Source organism: Enteroscipio rubneri (genome assembly GCF_002899715.1).
Taxonomy (GTDB): Bacteria; Actinomycetota; Coriobacteriia; order Coriobacteriales; family Eggerthellaceae; genus Enteroscipio; species Enteroscipio rubneri.
On record NZ_PPEK01000002.1, the window covers coordinates 160,235 to 182,440 of the forward strand.

Genomic DNA, 22,206 nt, shown 5'->3' on the forward strand with positions numbered 1-22,206 from the left:
GAAGCTGCCGTGGACGAGGAAGGTTGCCTCATGGGAGTTCGGTACTGCGACTTCAAGGATATTGACAGGGGAGACTTCGACGCAGTGGTCGTCGGCAGCGGGTTTGCGGGCGGCGTGGTGGCGCGCGAGCTGGCCGAGCGCGGCGGCCAGCGGGTGCTCGTGATCGAGAAGCGCTCCCACATCGGCGGCAACATGTACGACGAGGCCGACGACGCCGGCATCCTCGTCCATCGCTACGGACCGCATATTTTCCACACCAACGACAAGCGTGCGTTCGACTACGTGCGCCGCTTCACCGAGTGGCGCGACTACCAGCACGAGGTGCTGGCCGATTGGTACGGCACGTACCTGCCGGTGCCGTTCAACAAGAACTCGATGGAGATTGCTTTCGGCAAGGAGAAGGCGGCGCGCCTCACGGAGAAGCTCATCGAAACATTCGGCGACGAGCGCAAGGTGACCATCACCGAGCTGCGCGCCCAAGACGACCCCGAGCTGTCCGAGATCGCCGACTTCATCTACAAGAACGTGTTCCTCTACTACACGCAGAAGCAGTGGGGCCTTACGCCCGAGGAGGTCGACCCCTCTGTCACGGCGCGCGTGCCCGTGTTCGTGTCACGCGACAATCGCTACTTCCAGGATGCATACCAGGGCATGCCGGCCGAGGGCTATACGCCGCTGTTCGAGCGCATGCTCGATCACGAGAACATCCAGGTGTGCCTGGACACCGAAGCTGAGAACGTGTTCGAGCTGGAGTTCGAGAGCAGCGACGAGAGCGCCCCGCTGTCCGCGATCCTCATCAAGAGCGCGCCGTTCGAGGGCCCCATCGTCTACACCGGTCCGCTCGATGAGCTGTTTCTGTCGCGCTTCGGCCGTCTGCCGTACCGCAGCTTGGACTTCGTGTACGAGACGCACGACGCCGAGCACATGCTGCCCTGCGGCACGGTGAACTTCACCGTGACCGAGGACTACACGCGCATCACCGAATTCAAGTACCTCACGGGCCAGAAGAGCGACAAGACCACCATCATGAAGGAGTACAGCCGCTCCTACGACGATCCGAAGCGGCAGATCCCGTACTACGCCATCGTCGGCGATGAGAACGCCGCTCACTACGAGCGCTATCGCGAGCTTACGAAGTCGCTGCCGAACTTCCACCCGCTCGGACGCTTGGCCGAGTACCGGTATTACAACATGGACGTCATCATCGGGCGAGCGCTCGCGCTTGCCGACGAGCTGGTGGGGTAGGATCGTGAAGACCATCTCGTTCGCGGTGCCCTGCTACAATTCGGCTGCATATATGGATGCATGCATCGAATCGCTTTTGAAATGCGGCGACGATATCGAAATCATCATCGTCGATGACGGGTCGACGAAGGACGACACCCCGGCCAAGGCGGACGAATGGGCGCAGCGGCATCCGGGCATCGTCAAGACCGTGCACCAGGAAAACGGCGGCCACGGCGAAGCGGTGAACACGGGTCTTGCGAATGCGACCGGTTTGTACTTCAAAGTGGTCGACTCTGACGACTGGCTCGACGAGGTCGCCATGCGCGACATCATGGCGTATCTGCGCCGCCAGGCGGAGCTGCCCGCCCCCACTGACCTTGTCATCGGCAACTACGTGTACGAAAAGGTGTCGGAAGGCTCGCGCACCGTCATGCACTACCGCAACGTGTTTCCCGAGGGCCGCGAGTTCGGCTGGGACGAGGTGGGGCACTTCGGTCAGAGCCAGTACCTGCTCATGCACTCGGTGATCTACCGCGCCGAGCTTCTGCGCGAAATCGGTCTCCAGCTGCCGAAGCACACGTTCTACGTGGACAACCTCTTCGTGTACGTGCCGCTGCCGCACGTGAGGACCATCTACTATCGCGATGTGGACATGTACCGCTACTTCATCGGCCGCGAAGACCAAAGCGTGAACGAAAGCGTCATGAAGGGCCGCATCGACCAGCAGCTGCGCGTGACGCGCCTCATGATCGACGCGGTGCGCCTGCCCGACGCAGTTCCCGAGAAGCGCCTCGAGCGCTACATGGAGAACTACCTGTCCATGATGATGTGCATCTGCTCCATCTTCCTGCGCATGATCGACACCGACGAAGCCGAGGACAAGCGCGAGGGCATTTGGGACTATCTCAAGGAGAAGAACCCTGAGGTGTACCGGCGCATTCGCCGCAGCGTGTTGAACATGGGCACGAACCTGCCCACCGGACTCGGCCGCAAGATAGGCATCACCGGCTACCGCATGGCCCAGAAGATTTTCAAGTTCAATTAGCAGGAAGGCGGCCCGCGGGCCGCCTTCCCCCATCCCCGGGGGAGCGCGGCGCTACTTCCGGCGGACGAACTCGTAAAAGGCGAAGATGATAGAGACGACGGTGAGCACGCACACGATGAGCTCCGCCATGTTGTTCGCGTAGTCGGTCTGGTCGGGGTAGAGCGCGCCGACGACGAGGAAGCCGGTGCACCAGATGAGCCCGAGGGCAAGGATCGTGCCGGTGATGAACCGCATGGCTACGGAGCCGGCCTTCCAGAGCCGTTGATAGCCGACTATCGTCTTTTCCGAATAGGATCGCGTGCGATTCAGCCGATACTTCATTCCGCCGGCAGCGACGCCGAGGACGGTGCCGGCGGACAAAGCCGCGCAAAGGGTAATGATCACATGCATGGACGGGAACTCCGCTCACTGTAGGCTCGGGACGAGCGCGCCGCGCTCGTCCCGGCATGGTATCACGAATCACCCCAGCTCCGTGAGCCGTATCGCAGGCGGGGCGTATCTTCGGGGCTGTTCGGCAGCTCGTCTACGCTCCGAGGCCCGTGGCCACGGCTGCGAAGGCCACAAGCACGCCGATGATGGATTCACCGCCCAAAAGGCCGCTCGACACGACGAGTCCTGTTTCGTTCTGCTCCTTCTCGCGCGACGCGCGCTCTTCGGGTGCGAGCTTTGCGCGATGGCGTTTGCATACGGCGTCGTAGACGACCTTTGCCATGGCGCCCAGAAATGCGGTGAGGGACATATAGAACGGCAGATAGATGCCCAACCCCAACATCATCGCAGGGAAACCGACCAGGTAGAGCAGAAATCCGCCAGCAAGCCCGATAGCGAACGCGGGAACCGAGGGAATGCCCGACACCATGGTGGCCACGACTGACGCTTGCGCCGACACGAACGAGGCGGTGGGGCCGAACGCCTCGGGGCCGTATGCGCCCAAAAGCACGGCCATGACGGCGACGGCCACGAAGGCGCCGAGCACCGCGCCGACTGCTTGGCCGATCCACTGGGCCTTCGGCGAGGTGCCCAGGACATGGCCTGCGTGGAAGTCGTTCATAACATCGCCGGCCAAACCGCACGCCACGGCCACGATGCCGGCCACAAAGAACAACTGCACCTGCGGCAGATCGGAGACGGCCGCCACTGCGAGAAGCACGATAAGGCCGAATATTTCCATGGGGTCTATACCCGTCTGTCCGACGCTTTGAGCGCTCATGGCCGTGGCTACCCAGGCCAGCAGCACCACGATGAGGGACGGCAGGGGGCCGAGGCCCAGACCGAAGCAGATGACGAGAGCGACGGCAGCTACGGCGCAGGCAGCGATGCCGGCGCTCACGCGCAAGCGACGGAGCTTCGAGCCGCCCTCTGCGGGCGCGTCATCGTCGACTGCCCGCAGTGAGACGGAGCCCTTCGTGTCGCGCAGCATGCGGATGGCCTTCGGCAGGATGTTCTTGAAGATGACGCCCAGTCCTGCACCCATCATGACGCCCATGCCGAGGCTTGAGACGATGCCCTGACCGCTTGCCACATCCCATAGCCCCGCAGCCGAACCGCCCACGATGATGCCGAAATTGCCCAGCAGCGCACCGGCGAACCACACCGTCACCGCGCCCGTTCCTACGAGGAAGCCTACCGCGAGCAGCATCGGCGAGTTGTAGATGCCGAACATGACGCCGGGAATGGAAACGTTGCCAAGCAGCATCGCGGGAATGGCGCCGAACCAATCGCGCAGCGCGGTGTACGCGCCGGCCAGGCCCATCGATCCGAACAGCTTCCAACCCGTCTTGCCGCCGGCGTCGCCTGCGATGAGCGTTTGAGCAGCCGCTTCGCCGATGGGGTACTCAAGCTCCGCGTCCTCGATGAAGTGGCGGCGCAGCAGCACCGTGCACACCAGGCCGAGCACCACGCCCGCCAGAGCGACGAGCAGCATTTCGAAGATGCTTGTCGCATCGGCGAAGCCGAGCATCCAGATGCCGGGTATGGTGAAGGCAAGTCCGCCTGCCACCATGGCGCCGGCCGACATGACCGTATGGGTGACGTTCGCCTCGTTGAGGCTGGCGCGTCCGCGGCTGATCGCTTTGAGGAAGAACAGCGATATGATGGCCGCGAACACGATGGGCCAAGGAAGCGCCCCCATCTTGAGGGCCGTGTACACCGACGCCGCGGTGATGATGATGCAACCGACGCAGCCGATAAGCAGACCGCGCAGCGTCAGCTGCCCTTTGACAGAATCCATTTTCGAGCTCCTTCTCGCATATCCGCTTCCCCTTGTCTCGGGAAGTCGGGTTACTGAACGGGCGCATACAGTATAATCATCCGCAGGTGCCGGCACAACGGCGATTTCGAAAAAGGACGCGCGACGGAAGGCGGTGGCGATGGGCGGCATACGGAAGGCGGTGGCCGACGCGGATTGCCCGGAGGCCGTGGTGGAGGCAAAGCGGCCTCGGCGGACGGCCGATGGTCCCGTGCTCGCCGTGGACGTGGGCAACTCGGTGACGAACCTGGGCCTGTTCGAGGGCGGGGAGCTGGCTGCGACATGGACTGCGACTACCTCCGAACTCCTCACGACCGATGAGGCCTGGGCGATTGCAGCGTCCTTTCTGCGCCTTGTCGAGGACGGAGCGCTGTCCGAGATCGGCGGGGCGGTGCGTCTGCGCGATGGCATCGTCGCCTCGGTCGTACCTGATCTTACCGACTCATGGGTAACTGCGATCAGCCGGATGAGCGGGCGCAGGCCCCTTGTCGTGGGTCCCGGCTTGAAAACCGGCCTAAAAATGCGCTACAACGACCCTGGTCAGCTGGGCGCCGACCGCATCGCCGACCTCGTGGCCGCCAAGGGTTCTTATGCGCATCCTCTGATCGTGGTCGATTTCGGCACGACGACTAATTTCGAGGTCGTCGATCCCGAAGGCGCGTTCATCGGAGGCGCTATCGCGCCCGGCTTAAAGCTGTGCGCGAAGGCCCTTGCCGACGCCGCCGCGCGTCTTCCCGTGGTGGAGCTCATCGCCCCAGCCTCCATGGTGGGGAAGAACACACGCGAAGCAATGCAGGCAGGCATCGTCATGGGCGAGATCGCCCGCATCGACGGCCTTATTGACCTGATGTGGGGCGAACTGGGGTACGAGACCGACGTGGTGGCGACGGGATCCGATGCCGACATGCTCGCGGCGCTCTCGAAGCGCATCCGCAGGGTGGACGAGCATCTCACTTTGCGAGGTCTTGCTTTGCTGCATGCCATGAACCGCCGTGATTGACTATGTGTGCGAAGCCGCTGCGAGCGAGCGTTCGCCGAGTTGCGTGACGGTATCCGCGTCCGCGTGGTTACCAGCCGGCTTCGCGCAGGGTCACGCCGTCGAGCGACTTGAGGGCGAACGCGCCATGATCGTACACGGCGTAGCTCGCTGAGCCATCCTTCGGTATGGATGTGCTGCCCGGGTTGACGAAAAGCACGCCGTTGCGACGATCGAGCGACTTCACATGGGTATGGCCGGTCAGAAGCGCGCTGCCGGGTGCGAGCGCGGGCGATTCGTCGGGTGCGAAGCGCGGCACGTGGCCGTGTGAGAGGAGCAGTTCGTGGTCGTCGATTTCCATGAGGGCGTAGTCGGCCATGCAGGGAAAGGCGAGCACCATCTGATCCACTTCGGCATCGCAGTTGCCGCGTACGGCCACGATGCGATCCGCCCATTCGTTCAGGATCGGTACGACCTCCTTGGGAGCGTATCCATCGGGCAGGTCGTTGCGGGGGCCATGGTAGAGCAGATCGCCTAAAAGCACGATGCGGTCGGGTGTCTCCGCCTCGACGCGCGTTGCGAGTGCGCGCACGGCCGATGCCGATCCGTGCAGATCGGATGCAATAACAAGCTTCACGGTGCTCCTTCCTCGAGTCGGGCTTCAGGTGGGCGCGAATGCTACAGGTCGGCGCAGTAGCCGCTGGCGATGATGTGCTTGTCGCTTCGTGGGAACAGGTGCGCGTAGAGGGCCATGAAGTAGCTGTCGGTCATGGAGGCCAAGTAATCGACGACGATCTGATTCGCTTCGGTGCGCAGATACCCTTCGGGTGTCACGCTGCGCGACTTCGCGCATAGGCTCGCCACGTGGTGCCTGAATACCGGCGAGGCTTCGTCGCCCGTTTCCAGATCGCGCAGCAGCCGGTCGTAGAGTTCTTCGAACATCTCTTCCACGATGTTGCCCGCGCCGCACACCATGCCTTCTCGTTCGTAGATGAACTCGTAGTTCTGGCGCTTGGCGCGCTTGAGATCGGCGAACGCCTCTTCGCTCATAGCGATGCGATCGGTTCCATAGGAGTTGTTGACGATGTCGACGGTCAGGTTGTTGATGATGCGCGCGTTGTCGCGGCCGATGTAGTCGCTTTCGAACGCGTCAAGCGAGTCCAGCACGCCCATATCGAGCGCATCGGTACGATCCTTGCCCACGTAGGCGATCATGTCGGAGACGCGTACGACACAGCCCTCCAGCGTGGAGGGGCGCAGCTCCTTGATGGCATGCTCGTCGGCCGCGCAGGCTTCCACGAGCGCGTCAAGCTGCTCGAAGGCGGCCGTATCGCCGGTGCGCAGCACCTGTCGGGCGAACTCGCCGTTATGGCACAGCACGCCATCGAGCGTTTGCAAGCTCACGTTGCGACGGTACAGTCGATCGAGCACGCGCACGGAATGCACGTTGTGGTTGAAATAACGTCCCGTTCGCTCATGGTAGCACTTGCTCAGGAAACGCTCGCCGGCGTGGCCGAACGGCGTATGGCCCACGTCATGGCCGAGGGCGATGGCCTCGATGAGCTCGCAGTTGAGACCCAGAAGCGAGCCGATGCCGCGTGCGACGCGGCTCACGAGCTGCACATGTAGGCCCCGTCGGCAGATGTCGTCGTTCTCAACGAAGGAGAACACCTGGGTTTTGCCAGCGTATCGGTTGTAGGCCGGCACGTTCAGGATCTTCTCGATATCGCGCGCGAACGCAGGCCGAGCGAGCGTCGCATCGTCGTGGAGATTGGGTTCGCGCCGCACGACGTCCGCATCGTCGAAAGCGTGCGGATTCGCGCGCCCCGAGGCCCGATCGGCGCGGATGGCTGCTTCGATCTCGGGGTCGAGCGTGCGGTACGGGATGGGTGCGTGTTCCATGCGGCGTCCTCTTTCGTTGCGATCGAGGACATTGTAGCGCACAGCGGTACCCGTTGGGACGCTAGAGCATGAGAGCGCCCGAAGAGCCGGTTGCGGGCGTTCGGGAGGCCCGCTCCACTCAATACCGATACAATGCTGCGATGCCGCTATCGCCAGGGACGTTTTCGGGGGGAAGCTCGTAAACCTCGGCGTCCTGCGCGAGCGCGGCTCGCACGAAGCCGTCGGCCAGCTCGGGTCCCTGGAAGCGGCCGTGTGGCTCGCGCTCGAACAGGTACACCTCGCCGGTCTCGTCGTTGAAACCGCCGGGAATATAGGCCCCTTCGGTCAAGAACAGCGCCCGTACCTTGCGCTCGACCAGCGCGAGTCCGATTGTCTCGAGGTTGGTCGTTGCGCGGTTGTGCGCCTCTGCGTCGCCGAACCCGTTCAGCAGTCTGCCTGCTCGTGCGGCGCGTTCGCGCTCGAGCACGCCTTTCGCTGCATCCAACAGCTCGGGCGCCTCGAGTCCGCCAATGTCCTTCTCAATGCCTTCGTCGAGCAAATGAGGGATCGTTGAGATGCGGCGGAACGCGGTTTGATGCTCGGGCAAGCTCACGAGGATCACGGGCAGATCGGTTCCTCGCACAAGATGGTCGGTCACCACTTCATTCACATGCTGGAAGAACTTGCCCGCCTCCTCCTTGCGTACTTCCTTGCGCGACTTGTAGCCGTGGTAGGGCGGCAGATGGTTCTCAAGCGATGAGTAGTCCAGCGCTCCTTCATGGCCGTCGTACACGAGCGGGAACTCTTCGCTGAACTCATCGAGCACATCGGCGGGAAGTTCCACGCGGTCGAGTGAGCCGAAGTCGCCGCGCACGAAAGCGAAGCGGTCGGCCGACAGTCCAAGAAGGAAGTAGCGCGAACCGAACTGTAATTCGCGCAGCAAGGGGCGCGTGTAGAATCGTTCGCCCACGAATACGAGCGGACCTGCAGCGTAGTCCATTCGGTACAGGTAGACTTGGTCGTTGCTCGCGAGCACGGCAAGGCTTCCGCCGGACGCGCCGCCTGCAAGGTCTTCGAGGTGCATGGCGACCTCGTCGAGACGCCCATCGAGGTTGGCGTGCTCGCGATGCTCGTACTCCTGGGCGAGTTTACTGCGCACCTCTTCCACGAGGTTCTTGAACTGGACGCGATCCTCCTCGGCGCCGGCGCGGCCGTGTAGGGGCAGGTAGATCGATGCAAGCGGGGGATTCGCATGCTCGAAGAGGGCCGAGTCGAAATTCGCAAGTGTCGAAATGCCGTCTTCCATTGTAGTAACCTCCGTGTCGGGTGCCGTGCGCGTCGAGAAGCCGCGCCGTGTTCGCAGGCTTCCAGCATACCAGCGGACTCGGATGCGAGCGCACCCGCAGCCTTCTTGTCAGCGCGCGGTTGGCGACCCGGCATTGAGGTCGCCGCTTTCGCCTGACGGTTCGGCTGGAAGCGTGCGGGCTTGCGCTATACTGTGCGAAACCGTGCGGCACGATGAAGGGAGGGCGGCGCATGAAGGATCGGAGCGGAGTGTACGCGGCCATCGCGGTGCTGAGCTTCATCATGATGGCGGTCAGCTTGGCATGGGCGTACGCGAACGCGGGAGAGGGCGGTGTTGGCCTGGGAGAGCTGCTGCCCTCCATTGGCCTGGGGGTCTTGTTCTTGGTGAATATTGTGCTCTCGAAGCAGAACAGGCGGAGGTAGAGGCTTCTTCATGGCGGGAACCATCAGCGAGGAGGACATCCAGAAGGTTCGCGAGGCATCCGATCTCGTGGCGGTTATCGGCGAGCGCTCTCCGGTGAAGCAGCGCGGACGCGACTTCTGGTGCTGCTGCCCTTTGCACAACGAGAAGACCCCTTCGTTCAAGATCGACCCCTCCACGCAGCTGTGGCACTGCTTCGGCTGCGGCGAGGGCGGGGATGTGTTCTCCTTCATCATGAAGACGGAGGACCTGTCGTTTCCCGAGGCGGTTCGGCGGCTGGCGGATCGAGCGCACATCGACATCGCCGTCGCCGACGGCCGGCCGGGCATCGGCGGCAATCGCAAGGCGCGCCTCAAGGCGGTCTGCGCCGAGACGGCCGCGTTCTACCATCGCCAGCTTATGCGCGACCCCGGACCCGACGCTTCGTCGGCACGCAGGTACCTGAGCGCGCGCGGTTTGGGCGGCGACGTGCCGAAAACCTGGCAGCTTGGGTTTGCCCCTGGTCGCGGCCAGCTCGTGCGGCACCTTTCTGCGGCGGGATTCAATGCCGAGGAGATGTCGCAGGCCAACGTCGCGCTTGTCGGCAAAGGCGACGGCAAGCTGCGCGACCGCTTCTACAACCGCATCATGTTCCCCATCAACGACCCGCAGGGCGAGTGCATCGCCTTCGGCGGCCGCGTGGTGGGCAAGGGGGAACCGAAGTACCTGAACTCTCAGGAGACGCCGCTGTTCCACAAGTCGCAGGTTCTGTACGGCATGGACAAGGCGAAAGCCGCCATGGCATCGACGGGCGTGGCCGTGGTGGTGGAGGGCTACACCGACGTGATCGCGCTGCACGAGGCGGGCGTGAAGAACGCCGTGGCGACGCTCGGCACCGCGCTGACCATGCGCCACATCCGGCTGCTGTCGCGTCATGCTCGGCACCGTATCGTGTACCTGTTCGACGGCGACGAGGCGGGGCAGCGCGCCGCCGATCGCGCACTCGCGTTCATCGACGATTCCATGACGCCCGAAGCGGGCAAGAGCCGTATCGAGTTGGCTGCCGTTACGCTGCCGGACAACCTCGACCCGGCCGACTTTGTGGCTCAGCGCGGTGCCGACGAACTGCAGGAGCTCATCGCATGCGCCCAACCGCTGCTGAAGTACGGCATCGAGCGCCGCCTGGCTCGCCACGACCTCGGACGTGCTGAAGGGCGCGCTGCGGCACTGGTCGATGCGCTACAGGTGCTGGCCCCCATCAAGGACTCCATGCTCGCGCGCGATTATGCTGTGCAGATCGCCACGAGCGTGCGGGCTCGCGAGCAGGATGTGATCGACCAGCTGGCGCGCCTCAAGCCTCCTCGCGCGGAGGACGACGGTCCTGCGGAGGAGCGTTCTGACGGGCCGGCGGCGGATCCGGGATCGGTTGCCGAGGCTGGCGCAGATCTGCCTCGGGCCGAGCTCAACCGGCTCCGCTTCGAGCGCGAATTGCTGAGCCTTGCGGCTCAGCGCCCCGACCTCGCGCTGCGCCATGCCGATGCGCTGGCGCAGACGCAGTGGCATGGACGGGCGCATGCACTCGTCGCGCAGAGTTTGCTCGACACGCTTGCGGAGAACCCCGCCGCCCCCGCCGCGCTTGTTGTCACGAGGGCGGCGCAGGCGCTTCCTGCGGCCGCGAGCATCTTGACCTCGGGATCCATGACCGATGCGGCCGAGCCCGATACATTGGCGGCCTTCCTTGTGGAGGAGCTTGCCATCGGCGATGTCGAAGATGCTGTAGCCGCGCTGAAGGCCCGGCTCGCCGATCCTGCGCGCATGCCCGCCGACGAGTACGAGATGCTCTACGAGGCCGTGGCCGCCATGCAGAAGGATCTAGGGCGTCGGCGTCAGAACCACCGGCCGCTCGCTTCCTCGTAAAAGGCAGCTGCTCGGTCGGGCCGCGGGACGTGCTCGCTTTTTCGACCTCAACAGAATTCGATGCGGGGGAGCGGCACGTCGTGGGCTTCGACGGGCAGATTGTCGAACCTCTGCTCGGCGAACGCTATGCCCATAACGATCGCGTCGTCGCGCAGATTCCCAAGGAACCGGTCGTAATTCCCGCCGCCGTATCCAAGGCGGCAGCCGTTGTCGTCGAAGGCGACAAGCGGTACCGCCATCACATCGATGTCGCAGGGGTCGACGGCCCGCAACGGCGCGAGAGCAGGATCGCATGAGGCGATGGCTTTGGCGGGCGCTGCGATGAACGCCGCCTCGCGCGCGTCGAAGGTCGCCCGGTCCACTTCGAAGAACGTCATACGAACCCGCGCGGATGTGGCTGACGGACGGGTCGGATCGGGCGCGCCGGCGGCCTCGGCGGCGCGCATCATACAGGGCACGCACACGCGGCAGCCGCGCTCAAGCGCTTCGTGCACGAAGGTCGCCAGGTCGGGCTCGCTTCCCATGGCGCAGTATACGGCGACGAGCGCACCGGGCCGCAGGGCCTGCGCGCAGCATGTCGTGAGCCGTGTGCACAGCTCCTCGCTTCGGCGCGCGCGTTCGTCGGGAGGTATGGCGTCGCGCAGGGCGAGCGCGCGGGCGCGGGCGCCCGCCTTCTTCCGGGTTGCTGCATCCGATGTTTCGGCAGGTCTGTTCATGTCGGCCAGTATAGCAGCAAGCGGTCTTCGAAACGGCATACGGCGCCGGATCCGCACGGCGCACGCGCCGGCTGGACGCGGGGACGCCTCTGTGCGGCACGAGTGCCATGAGCAGCGGAAGGCCCGGGCAGCCCGCCTTGGTCGGCGGTGGGATATGGTATGCTCTAGCACGACAGAAAGGAGGCGCCATGAGCCCCTTCGTTTGGCTGATCGTTGCCGCGGTTATGGCTGTGGTCGAGATTGCTTCGCTCAGCCTTATAACCATGTGGTTCGTCGTCGGCGCGCTTGCCGCCTTCGCGGCGAATCTGTGCGCCGTCGATCCCTTCGTTCAGATCGCGGTGTTCTTAGCCGTGTCGGTGCTGTGCCTGGTCGTGCTGCGGCCCGTCTTCGTGAAATACCGAGACCGCGGCAAGCTCGAAGAGCCCACCGTCGTCGGCCAGGAGGCCGTCGTGCGAGAGGCTGTCGATAACGACCGCTTCGTCGGCCGCGTTGAGACGGCCGACCACATGACCTGGGCTGCTCGCTCAGCCGATGGGATGCCTATCCCGGCTGGCGAGAATGTGGTGGTGGTCGGGCAGGAGAGCGTCAAACTCATCGTCGAAAGGAAACCGTCATGATCTTTCTCATCGTGCTCGTGGTGCTCGTGGTGCTGTTCAGCGTCACGTGCATCAAGATTGTCCCGCAGGCCGAGGCCGCCGTCGTCGAGCGCCTGGGTTCGTACCTGACCACCTGGAGCAACGGCCTGCATGTGAAGGTGCCGTTCATTGACCGGGTGCGTCCCTATGTGACCCTCAAGGAGCAGGTGGCCGACTTTCCTCCCCAGCCCGTCATCACGAAGGACAACGTGACCATGTCCATCGACTCGGTCGTGTTCTTCAAGATCATGGATCCGAAGCTCTACACCTACGGCGTGGAGAACCCGCTCGTCGCCATAGAGAACCTGGCGGCAACCACGCTGCGCAACATCATCGGCGACTTGGAGCTGGATACCACGCTCGTATCGCGCGACACCATCAACGCCAAGATGCGCTCCATCCTGGATGAGGCCACCGATGCCTGGGGCATCAAGGTGAACCGGGTGGAGGTCAAGAACATTACGCCGCCGGCCGCCATCCAGCAGGCCATGGAGAAGCAGATGAAAGCTGAGCGGGAGAAGCGCGAGGCCATTCTTCTGGCAGAAGGCGAGAAGCAGTCGGCCATCACCGTGGCCGAGGGCAACAAGCAGGCTCAGATCCTGGCTGCCGAAGCGGAGAAACAGGCCGTGATCCTGGCCGCCGAGGCCGAGAAGGAGAAGCAGATTCGCGAGGCCGAAGGCGAGGCGTCGGCCATCCTGAACGTGCAGCAGGCTACCGCCGACGGCATCCGCATGGTGCGCGAGGCCGGCGCCGATTCGGCAGTGCTCACGCTGCAGGCCTTCGAGGCTCTGAAGAGCGTTGCCAACGGACGGGCGACGAAGCTCATCATCCCCTCCGAGATCCAGGGCATGGCGGGTTTGGCCGCCAGCCTCAAGGAGATCGTCGTCGACGACGAGCAGGGCAAGTAGGACGAGCGATTGCAGGTGTGCGCGGAAAGCGTCGTGCACGCCTGTACGCCTGCCTTCTGACCTCGCGTTCTATGGAGCTTTTCCGCAGGCCACTGGACAATGTTCACTCAAGAACGGACAATGGGGCCATGACCGCATCCGCGGCGCGTACGGCGCCGCGTTTCCTTATGAAGAGCGAAGGACGTGCTGAACGTGATCACTATCGTGCAATCGCCCGATCCGGTGCTGAACACGGTGTGCGAACCGTGTGATCTGGATGATCGAGGCCTCAAGAAGCTGGCCAAGCAGATGGCCAAGGCCATGTATAAGAACGACGGCTGCGGCATCGCCGCGCCGCAGGTGGGCGTGACCAAGCGCCTCGTGGTTATTGACTGCGACCAGGACGAAACGGGTGCGCAGAACCCCCTCGTGCTCGTGAACCCTGTACTCGTGTCCACCGAAGGCGATCCGATCGTGCTGGGCGAGGGGTGTCTGTCCTGTCCCGGTATTTCGGTGTCCATTGCCCGCCCGCCCTTTGCGCGCGTACGCTATTTCGACCTTGATGGAGAAGAATGGGAAGTGGAAGGCGACGGGCTGCTTGGGCGCTGTCTGCAGCACGAGCTTGACCATCTCGACGGCATCACCATGTTCGAGCGGTGCGACCCCGTGACGCGTCTGCAGGCGCTGCGCGACTACGAGGTGGCGCTTGCGGCTGGGGCGCGCCCCGGCGAGACGTCGCTCGATCCGCAGGTGCGCTGATCATGCGCGTCGTGTTCATGGGCACGCCTGCGTTCGCCGCTGCGATTCTAGACAATCTCGTGCAGCAGCACGAGGTTGTGGCTGTTTACACGCGTCCCGACGCGGTGCGCGGCCGCGGCAGGCGTCTGGCGCCTTCGCCGGTAAAGGAAGCGGCTCTCCGCTATGGGATCGAAGTCCGCGCGCCGCGCACGCTGCGCGCTGCCGACGTTCAATGCGAGCTGGCCGCGCTTGAGCCGGACGTCATCTGCGTGGCCGCCTACGGCGCCATCCTGCCACCCGAGGTGCTGGCTATTCCCACGTACGGTTGCTTGAACGTACACGCATCCCTGCTGCCCCGTTGGCGCGGAGCCGCTCCTATCGAACGCGCCGTTCTCGCAGGAGACGAGGCAACCGGCGTGTGCATCATGCGCATGGAGGAAGGTCTCGATACGGGAGCGTACTGCGTTTGCCGCAAAGCCGACGTTGCCAATAAGAGCGCGGGGGAGTTGACTGATGAGCTGGCTGATCTCGGATCGCATGCGCTGTTGACGGCGCTCGTCCATGTGGAGCGAGGGGCGGCCGACTGGAAGGAACAGGACGAGACGCAGGCGACCTACGCCTCCAAGATCGAGAAAGGGGAGCTCGATCTGCACCCTGGCGATGGGGCGGCTGTGCTGGTCCGCAAAGTACGCGCCTCGAGCGAGGCGCACCCGGCGCGCGCCGTCGTCGCGGGGCGCGCGGTGACCGTGCGGACTCTGAGCGAACCAGGAGACGAGGAAGGCCGCCGGGTTGCCGCTGGCATGGAACCGGGGGAGGTGCGCTTCGCTGCGAGGCGGTTGCTGCTGGGCGCCTCGGACGGTGCCGTGGAGGTCCTGTCTCTCAAACCGGATGGCAAGCAGGAGATGGACGCGAAGGCGTTTGCGGCTGGCATACAGGGCATCAAGACCGGCTCGACGTGGGAGGGCCTCCATGGCTGATCACCGCGATGCCTCTCGCGCAGACGCGCCCCGCGCATCGCGCCCCCGTGGCGGCCGGCCCTCGAAAAGCCCGCAGGACGCGCAACGCGCGCCTCGTTCCGCCATGCACTCGAAGGTGAGTCCGGCGCGCCTCGCGGCGCTCGAAGCGGTGCGCCTGGTGCGCGAACGCGATGCATTCGCGCAGGATATTATTGCGAAGCGCATCGATTCTTCCGATCTTGAGCCCGAGGATCGTGCGTTCGCCACGAAGCTTGTGCTGGGAGCGGTGAGCGCGCAAGGGACTCTCGACGAGATCGTCGACCGAGCGCTGCGAAGTCCGTCAGACGTGCAGCCCGACGTGCGCGATGCCCTGCGCCTGGGAGCCTATGAAATCGTATTCCTCGACAAGTCGCCCCATGCGGCTGTCGATCAAGGCGTCGAGCTCGTGCGCTCGATTGCGCCGCGAGCGGCGGGTCTCGCCAATGCAGTGCTGCGCAAGATCGTCATGCTGAAGGCGTCGTTTCCCTTCGGCGATCCCGCGCGCGATTCAGAGGCGCTCGCGCGCCTGCATGCGTTTCCTGCATGGTTGACGCGCAGACTTGTCGCCGATCTCGGCCTTGAGGACGCCCTTGCCTTCATGCGGGCCTCGAACCAGCCCGCACCGTTGTTTGTGGCCGTGAACGCCGTGAAGACGTGCGACGAAGATGTGCTGGCAGTCTTTGAAAAAGCTGGAGAAGGCATCGAGCCTGCCAGCATCGGCGAGGTGAGCGTGCCGGGCTGCTATCTCGTGTCCGACGGCCGTTCGCTGCTCGTGCCAGAGCTTCGACGGCTGCTCGCGCAGGGCAGGCTGCTCGTGTCGGACGCCGCTTCCCAGCTCGTGGCTTCCTCGGTGCTGCCGGAGATAAAGCCTGGCTCGTTTTTGGAGATCGGAGCCGGCCGCGCCACGAAGACGATTCTGCTTCAAAGCGACGCCTGTCGCACGTACGGCGCTCAGATAGAGCGGTATGCGACGCTGGATAACCACGAATTCAAGACGAGGATCCTGCTCGATCGCGTTGCGCAGTACGATGTTCGGGTATCCGAGGCGCTGACGGGAAACGCACTCAATTTGGGAGCGGTCGTGGGCGAGAGGCTCTTCGATGCCGTATTCGTCGATGCGCCCTGCTCGGGCTTGGGCACGCTGCGCCGCCATCCCGAGATCCGTTGGCGTTTGAAGCCCGAGTCCATCGCTTCGTTCGCCCGCACGCAGCTCGCGCTGCTTGAAGAGGCTGCTGGGCATGTCGCACGCGGCGGCATACTGGCCTACGCCACGTGCACGGTGACGAACGAGGAGAACAGCGGCGTGGTGCAGTCGTTCCTTTCGAGCGAAGCGGGTGCGAGGTTCAAGCTTGTTCCTATCGCAGGCCGCTCGTGCGTGGCGACGCGGCTGCTCGCCGGATCCTCGGACGCCCATTTCGCAGTTCGATTCATTCGCACGTAGCGACGTGGTAGAATCGCCGCGATGTGAGGACGGTAAACCCCGAAGGAAGGAGCCCCATGCACCCCGCGCGTCTTCTGGATATGCTCGCCGTCGCTGAGAAAGCGGCCATCGCTTCGGCAAACTGGATCGGGAGAGGCGATAAGACGGCGGCAGATCAAGCGGCCACGACAGCTATGCGCGACGCCTTCAACGACCTTGATATATGCGGGCGGATCGTCATCGGCGAAGGCGAGCGCGACGAGGCTCCCATGCTCTTCATCGGCGAGGAGCTGGGGCTTGGCGGGGAAGAACTTGATATTGCGGTCGATCCCCTCGAGGGCACGAATCTGTGCGCGTTCGGCAAGCCCAACGCGCTCACGACCGTTGCGGTGGCGCCACGAGGAACGCTGTTGTACGCGCCCGACACCTACATGGACAAGATCGCCGCCGGGCCCGCCTGTACGGGCGTAGTCGGTATTGACAAGGCGCCGGCCGAGAACGTGGCCGCCGTTGCCAGAACGCTCGGCAAGTCCGTGGAAGACGTGGTCGTATGCATTCTCGATCGCCCGCGCCATCAAGATCTGATAGCCGCCGTGCGCGCAGCCGGCGCGCGCATACGCCTCATAGACGACGGAGACGTATTCGGAGCCATCGCGACGGCGGTGCCGGGGACGGGCATTGATCTGTACCTTGGTTCGGGCGGCGCTCCCGAGGGAGTGCTTGCCTGTACGGGCCTCAAAGCCATCGGCGGCGTGTTCGAAGGGCGTTTGCGCTTCGACCTGGACGAGGACGGCGAGGAGAAGCGCTGTCGGGCCGAGCAGACGGCCGAGGTGGACCTTGACGGCGTGCTGACCATGGATATGCTTGTGCGATCTGACGATGCGGCCTTCGTCGCGTGCGGCGTGACTGACGGCGAAATGGTTTCTGGGGTGACGAGGGCTGACGGTTCGATCGTCACCGAGTGCGTTCTCATGAATGCAGCTGATCGGACTGTGCGTTTTGTCAAGACGTGCCATCGCGGAGAAACCGGCGCGGTACGATTCAGGTAGCCGCGAGCGGAACCGCCGCTCGCGGAGAGTGCGGGTATTTTCTCCAAAAACGCTCGAATGGGAGCAGTTTGCTATACAATAGGAGCGTTTTTTCACCAGGAGGCGCCTGAGCATCGGTGTCTTCGCGAGCTATGAGAAGGAGGTCCAGCGACTGTGGAGCCGAACATCAAAGAGGTGGCGGGGCGCATTCGGGCGCTGCGCGAGGACCTCGACATCACCATGCAGGAAATGGCCAACGCCACGGGGCGGTCCGTTTCTGAATACGCCGCTCAGGAGTCGGGCGAGCAGGATCTGTCGTTCACGTTTTTATACAAATGCGCCGACCGTTTGGGCGTTGACGTCATCGAGCTTCTGACCGGCGAGAATCCGCATCTGTCGGGATACTCGCTCACACGTGCCGCCGATGGTCTGTCCATCAAGCGCCGTGCGGGCTTCGAGTACCTGCATAAGGCCCCGCACTTCAAGAACAAGCTTGCCGAGCCGTTTCTGGTCACGGCTCCGTTTTTGGAGGAAGAGCAGAACGAGCCCATTCACCTGTCCTACCATGTGGGCCAGGAGCTCGACTTCATCATCTCCGGCAAGATGCGCTTCGCCTACGAGGATCATATCGAAGAGCTCGAGGCGGGAGATCTGCTCATGTACGATTCGGGCCGCGGTCACGGCATGATTGCAACGGGCGGCGAGCCGTGCACGTTTCTCGCCATCGTCATGAAGCCCCATGGAGAGACGATTATCTAGGCGCTGCCGCCGTTTCCGTTCCGCAGGTGCGCAACGGGCCTTCGGTTAGCGCCGTATACCGTATCGTTTTATCCGTCCAGCGGCCGTGCTGCCGCATCGCATATCAGAGGGAAGAAACCAATATGAGAGACATCAATCTCCGCTTCGTCGAAGAAACCTACGACGAGGAAGGGTTGCTCGTCGATTTTGTCGTGAAGTGCCCTGCGAATTTCAACTTCGGCTACGACGTGGTCGACGACATCGCCGAGAACGATCCTGACCGCCGCGCCATGGTGTGGTGCAACCCCGAGGGCGAGGAGCACGTCTTCACGTTCGCCGACATGAAGCGCTGGTCGGATAAGACGGCCAACTTCTTGGCCGAAGCGGGCATCGGCCGCGGCGACATGGTGATGGTCATCTTGCGCCGCCATTACCAGTTCTGGTTCGTGGCGACGGCGCTCGCGAAGCTGGGTGCCGTCATGGTGCCGGCCACCTTCATGCTCAAGGAACACGATCTGGAATATCGCTTGAACGGCGCGTCGATCAAGGCTATCATCGCCACCTCTCTCGGCGATATCGCCGACGTGGTGGACAACGTGGATGCGGCATGCCCGACGCTCGAGGCGAAGATACTCGTGAATGGAGCGGGCGGCGGGCTCACGCCCGAGGACGCGGACGGCAACCTCGTGTTCCCCGATGACGGTCTGCCGCTGGGCGCGGCCCTGTCCGGTCCGGACGGCATCTGCGCCGCGCCCGTTGAGCGCGCGGGCTGGCTCGATTTCAACACGGGCGTGCGCACCGCCTCCGCAGACTTCGCGCGTGTGCCCACGTTGGCGTCCGACCCCATGCTCATGTACTTCTCGTCCGGCACGTCGGGCAATCCCAAGATGGTGCTCCATGATTCCGAGTACGCTATCGCGCACCTCGTGACGGCCAAGCACTGGCACAATGTGCAGCCTGACGGACTCCATTTCACCATCGCTGATACGGGCTGGGGCAAGGCCGTGTGGGGTAAGTACTACGGCCAGTGGCTCATGGAAGCGTGCGTGTTCACGTACGACTTCGATCGTTTCCATCCCGCCGAGATCCTCTCGCTCATCAGCAAGTACGGCATCACGACGCTCTGCTGTCCGCCCACGATGTACCGCATGATGATGGCCGAGGACGTGGACGCCTTCGATCTGTCCACGCTCGTGTACTCGACGACGGCGGGCGAGGCGCTGAACCCCGATCTGTTCGACTTCTGGAAGGAACACACGGGGCTCACCATCTACGAGGGTTTCGGCCAGACCGAAACGCCGCTCACCATTGCGAACCTCACGGGGTCGGTGCCGCGTCCGGGCTCCATGGGAAAGCCGGTGCCGCTGTACAACGTGGAGATCCAGCGCGAAGACGGCACCCGTTGCGATACGGGAGAGACCGGCGAGGTATGCATCGACATCCACCAGAAGGCTCCCGGCATCATGCTCGAATACTACCGCGATGCAGAAAAGACCGAAGCGGCCATGTGTGATGGCTGGTACCATACCGGCGATACCGCCTGGTGCGACGAGGATGGCTACTTCTGGTACGTGGGCAGGAACGACGACGTCATCAAGTCGAGCGGCTATCGCATCGGTCCCTTCGAGATCGAGAGCGTGCTCCTGGAGCACGAGGCCGTACGCGAGTGCGCCGTCACTGGCGTGCCCGATCCCACGCGCGGCAAGGCAGTGAAGGCCACCGTTGTGCTGGCCGAGGGCTTCTCCGGCTCCTCCGAGCTCACGCGCGAGCTGCAGGCTTGGGTGAAGCACCGGACCGCGCCGTACAAGTATCCCCGCATCGTGGAGTATGTAGACGCGCTGCCCAAGACCGTGAACGGCAAGATCCGCCGCGCTGCCATCCGCCAGGAAGACGAAGCGGCTAAAACCCCCGAGGGTCTGGTGTGATCGCGTCTGCTCCCGTTATTGTCGTGTGCGGGCACTATGGGGTGGGCAAGACCAATTTTGCCATCAACCTGGCGCTCGATGCAGCAGCGGACGGGCATGACGTGACGTTGGCCGATCTGGACGTGGTGAACCCGTATTTTCGCTCGAGCGATTATCGATCGTTGCTGGAAGGACGCGGCGTGCAGGTGGTCGCACCGGTCATGGCGGGCACTACGCTAGACGCTCCGAGCATATCCGGCCGGGTGTCGACCGAGATCGAGCAGGCGCAGGCTTCGAGACTTCCCGAGGCCGCCGAGTTTTGCAGGTCGAACGATCCGGCCGCGGCAGCCCGCCATCTGTGCGAGCGGGTGCTGATCATCGACGCGGGAGGCGACGATGCGGGGGCAACGGCGCTCGGTCGGTTTGCGCCCGCCATCGATCGAGCTCCATACGAGATGCTCTACGTGGTCAATGCTCGACGCAACCTCACGCAGCAGCCCGAGGAGGCTGCGGCCGTGCTTCGCGAGATCGAGGCGAAGGCGCGTCTCGCAGCCACCGCCGTCGTGAACAACACGCATTTGAAGCAGGACACCGACGAGCAGACGATTGCGCGCGGGGTGCCCTTCGCGCGTGCTGTGGCCGACAAGCTGGGCCTGCCGGTTGCGTGCACCACTGTGCCCACTCGGCTCGTCGACCGGGAAAGTGGGCTCTTTGGGCCGAATAAGACTCCGGAAACGCTCTATCCTGTGCAAGTATATGTACGCACGCCCTGGGAATGACGCAGGGCTGCATTCCGCGTTCGCTGCGACGAGCGATCGCGGGCGGGGCCTGCGCCGCCGCGCAGGTGCACGAAGACGAGGAAGGTTCCAGAATGCCGAGGATCATAGTAGACGATCATTTCTGCAAGGGGTGCGGTCTGTGCGTCGACTCATGCCCCACGCATATCATCGAGCTCGATCAAGCCAGGATCACCGCCAAGGGCTACCATCCGGCGACGTTGATCGACGAGGAGCGGTGCACGGGCTGCATGTCGTGCGCCCTCATGTGCCCGGACGTCGCGATTACGGTTGAGAGGTAGATCATGGCTGAGAAAGTGTTGATGAAAGGCAACGAGGTCATGGCCGAGAGCGCCATCCGCGCAGGATGTCGCTTCTTCTTCGGCTATCCCATCACGCCGCAGACCGAGCTTGCGGCCTACATGTCCAAGCGCATGCCAAAGGTAGGTGGCACCTACCTGCAGGCCGAGAGCGAAATCGCGGCAATCAATATGGTATACGGCGCCTCCTGCGCCGGCGCGCGCGTGATGACGTCCTCCTCCTCGCCGGGCATCTCGCTCAAGGGAGAGGGCATCTCCTACATGGCCGGCTGCGATCTGCCGGGCGTGATCGTGAACGTCCAACGCGGGGGCCCGGGGCTCGGCGGCATCCAGCCGTCTCAATCAGACTACTGGCAGGCCACGCGCGCGACCGGCCACGGCGACTTCCACGTCATGGTGTACGCGCCCTCAACGGTGCAGGAGATGGCCGATTATGCGTTCCTCGCCTTCGACAAGGCAGATGAATATCGCATCCCCGTCATGCTTTTGGCCGATGGCATGCTCGGCCAGATGATGGAGCCGGTGGTTTTGCCCGAACCGAAGGGGGAGCTGCCCGAGAAGCCGTGGGCGACGAGCGGTCACAAGAACAAGCGTGCTCACAACATCATGGACTCGCTCTACCTGACGGCGGAGGAGCTTGAAGATCTCAACGTTGCGCGCTTCGAGCGCTATCAGAGCATCCTGCGCGACGAGCAGCGAGCCGAGCTGTTCATGACGGACGATGCCGATATCGTGCTCGCGGCATACGGCGCGTCCGCCCGTATCGCTCGCAGCGCGGTCGTCGCTGCGCGCGAGAAGGGCATCAAAGCCGGCCTTGTGCGCCCCATTACCCTCTGGCCGTTCCCGACGGATGCGTTCGAGCAGGTCATGTCTCATGCGAAGCTGTTCCTTACGGTCGAGATGAGCATGGGCCAGATGGTGGACGACGTGCGTTTGGCATCTGCAGGAAGGGTGCCGGTCGAGTTCTTCGGCCGCACGGGCGGCATCATCCCCACGCCGGTGGAGGTGCTGGCCAGGATCGAGGAGCTTTCAGGAAAGGTTGGTGCGTAG

General features: G+C 63.8%; 22 protein-coding genes. 16 read left to right on the top strand and 6 right to left on the bottom strand.

Translation table 11 applies throughout. The features are described 5' to 3' along the window. The first annotated feature begins 30 nt into the window (after positions 1-30). Together glf and C2L71_RS03480 are read left to right on the top strand one after the other, a co-directional pair. Positions 31-1,245, top strand: a complete 1,215-nt coding sequence (gene glf / locus C2L71_RS03475; RefSeq protein ID WP_103264395.1) for a UDP-galactopyranose mutase — start codon at positions 31-33, stop codon at positions 1,243-1,245. A 4-nt stretch (positions 1,246-1,249) separates the two neighbouring features. Continuing rightward, positions 1,250-2,272 (top strand): glycosyltransferase family 2 protein, encoded by a 1,023-nt coding sequence (locus C2L71_RS03480; protein ID WP_103264396.1) that lies wholly within the window; start codon positions 1,250-1,252, stop codon positions 2,270-2,272. A gap of 51 nt (positions 2,273-2,323) precedes the next feature. On the opposite strand, the gene C2L71_RS03485 is transcribed toward C2L71_RS03480, so the two are convergent. Beyond that, a complete protein-coding gene (locus tag C2L71_RS03485) occupies positions 2,324-2,662 on the bottom strand; it encodes a transporter (RefSeq protein WP_103264397.1) in 339 nt (112 codons plus the stop codon). A 133-nt stretch (positions 2,663-2,795) separates the two neighbouring features. Beyond that, positions 2,796-4,502 carry an OPT/YSL family transporter gene (locus tag C2L71_RS03490; protein WP_103264398.1) on the bottom strand — a complete coding sequence of 569 codons (1,707 nt, stop codon included), beginning with the start codon at positions 4,500-4,502 and terminating at the stop codon, positions 2,796-2,798. Between the two features lie 139 nt (positions 4,503-4,641). Between C2L71_RS03490 and C2L71_RS03495 the strand changes: the two genes are divergently transcribed. Next, positions 4,642-5,520 (top strand): type III pantothenate kinase, encoded by an 879-nt coding sequence (locus tag C2L71_RS03495; RefSeq protein WP_103264399.1) that lies wholly within the window; start codon positions 4,642-4,644, stop codon positions 5,518-5,520. A gap of 67 nt (positions 5,521-5,587) precedes the next feature. Here C2L71_RS03495 and yfcE read toward each other — a convergent pair whose 3' ends face one another. From yfcE to C2L71_RS03510, 3 genes are all read right to left on the bottom strand, one after another. Next, entirely contained in the window at positions 5,588-6,133 is a 546-nt protein-coding gene (gene yfcE, locus C2L71_RS03500) for a phosphodiesterase (protein WP_103264400.1), read from the bottom strand. A 41-nt stretch (positions 6,134-6,174) separates the two neighbouring features. Beyond that, entirely contained in the window at positions 6,175-7,398 is a 1,224-nt protein-coding gene (locus tag C2L71_RS03505; RefSeq protein WP_103264401.1) for a deoxyguanosinetriphosphate triphosphohydrolase family protein, read from the bottom strand. A 118-nt stretch (positions 7,399-7,516) separates the two neighbouring features. Further along, the gene (locus C2L71_RS03510; RefSeq protein ID WP_103264402.1) at positions 7,517-8,683 is read right to left on the bottom strand and encodes a baeRF8 domain-containing protein; all 1,167 of its coding nucleotides are present in this window, start codon (positions 8,681-8,683) and stop codon (positions 7,517-7,519) included. Positions 8,684-8,913: 230 nt separating this feature from the next. Here C2L71_RS03510 and C2L71_RS03515 point away from each other — a divergent pair, with 230 nt between their 5' ends. Both C2L71_RS03515 and dnaG read left to right on the top strand, forming a co-directional pair. Continuing rightward, complete coding sequence (locus C2L71_RS03515) at positions 8,914-9,105, top strand: hypothetical protein (RefSeq protein WP_103264403.1); 192 nt, start codon at positions 8,914-8,916, stop codon at positions 9,103-9,105. Between the two features lie 10 nt (positions 9,106-9,115). Beyond that, positions 9,116-10,999: a DNA primase gene (gene dnaG, locus C2L71_RS03520; protein ID WP_103264404.1), complete on the top strand. Its 1,884-nt coding sequence runs from the start codon at positions 9,116-9,118 to the stop codon at positions 10,997-10,999. Between the two features lie 47 nt (positions 11,000-11,046). Here the strand turns inward: dnaG and C2L71_RS03525 are convergent, their stop codons facing one another. Then, the gene (locus C2L71_RS03525; protein ID WP_204600450.1) at positions 11,047-11,715 is read right to left on the bottom strand and encodes a 5-formyltetrahydrofolate cyclo-ligase; all 669 of its coding nucleotides are present in this window, start codon (positions 11,713-11,715) and stop codon (positions 11,047-11,049) included. Positions 11,716-11,903: 188 nt separating this feature from the next. Between C2L71_RS03525 and C2L71_RS03530 the strand changes: the two genes are divergently transcribed. From C2L71_RS03530 to C2L71_RS03580, 11 genes are all read left to right on the top strand, one after another. Next, entirely contained in the window at positions 11,904-12,332 is a 429-nt protein-coding gene (locus tag C2L71_RS03530) for an NfeD family protein (RefSeq protein ID WP_103264406.1), read from the top strand. After that, positions 12,329-13,258: an SPFH domain-containing protein gene (locus tag C2L71_RS03535; RefSeq protein ID WP_103264407.1), complete on the top strand. Its 930-nt coding sequence runs from the start codon at positions 12,329-12,331 to the stop codon at positions 13,256-13,258. The genes C2L71_RS03530 and C2L71_RS03535 overlap by 4 nt, the downstream gene beginning before the upstream one ends. A 183-nt stretch (positions 13,259-13,441) precedes the next feature. Continuing rightward, the gene (gene def / locus C2L71_RS03540) at positions 13,442-13,996 is read left to right on the top strand and encodes a peptide deformylase (RefSeq protein WP_103264408.1); all 555 of its coding nucleotides are present in this window, start codon (positions 13,442-13,444) and stop codon (positions 13,994-13,996) included. 2 nt (positions 13,997-13,998) lie between these two features. Then, the gene (gene fmt / locus C2L71_RS03545) at positions 13,999-14,952 is read left to right on the top strand and encodes a methionyl-tRNA formyltransferase (protein ID WP_103264409.1); all 954 of its coding nucleotides are present in this window, start codon (positions 13,999-14,001) and stop codon (positions 14,950-14,952) included. Between the two features lie 103 nt (positions 14,953-15,055). Next, positions 15,056-16,411: a transcription antitermination factor NusB gene (locus C2L71_RS03550; RefSeq protein WP_239926282.1), complete on the top strand. Its 1,356-nt coding sequence runs from the start codon at positions 15,056-15,058 to the stop codon at positions 16,409-16,411. Between the two features lie 56 nt (positions 16,412-16,467). Further along, positions 16,468-17,439, top strand: coding sequence for a class II fructose-bisphosphatase (gene glpX / locus C2L71_RS03555; protein WP_103264411.1), 972 nt, complete (start codon positions 16,468-16,470; stop codon positions 17,437-17,439). 153 nt (positions 17,440-17,592) lie between these two features. Then, positions 17,593-18,177, top strand: coding sequence for a helix-turn-helix domain-containing protein (locus tag C2L71_RS03560; protein ID WP_103264412.1), 585 nt, complete (start codon positions 17,593-17,595; stop codon positions 18,175-18,177). Positions 18,178-18,299: 122 nt separating this feature from the next. After that, on the top strand, positions 18,300-20,081 hold the full coding sequence (locus C2L71_RS03565; protein ID WP_103264413.1) for an AMP-binding protein: 1,782 nt from the start codon (positions 18,300-18,302) through the stop codon (positions 20,079-20,081). Continuing rightward, on the top strand, positions 20,078-20,839 hold the full coding sequence (locus C2L71_RS03570; RefSeq protein ID WP_103264414.1) for a hypothetical protein: 762 nt from the start codon (positions 20,078-20,080) through the stop codon (positions 20,837-20,839). The genes C2L71_RS03565 and C2L71_RS03570 overlap by 4 nt, the downstream gene beginning before the upstream one ends. Before the next feature lie 92 nt (positions 20,840-20,931). Next, positions 20,932-21,138 carry a 4Fe-4S binding protein gene (locus tag C2L71_RS03575; protein ID WP_103264470.1) on the top strand — a complete coding sequence of 69 codons (207 nt, stop codon included), beginning with the start codon at positions 20,932-20,934 and terminating at the stop codon, positions 21,136-21,138. Positions 21,139-21,141: 3 nt separating this feature from the next. After that, positions 21,142-22,206, top strand: coding sequence for a 3-methyl-2-oxobutanoate dehydrogenase subunit VorB (locus C2L71_RS03580; protein ID WP_103264415.1), 1,065 nt, complete (start codon positions 21,142-21,144; stop codon positions 22,204-22,206).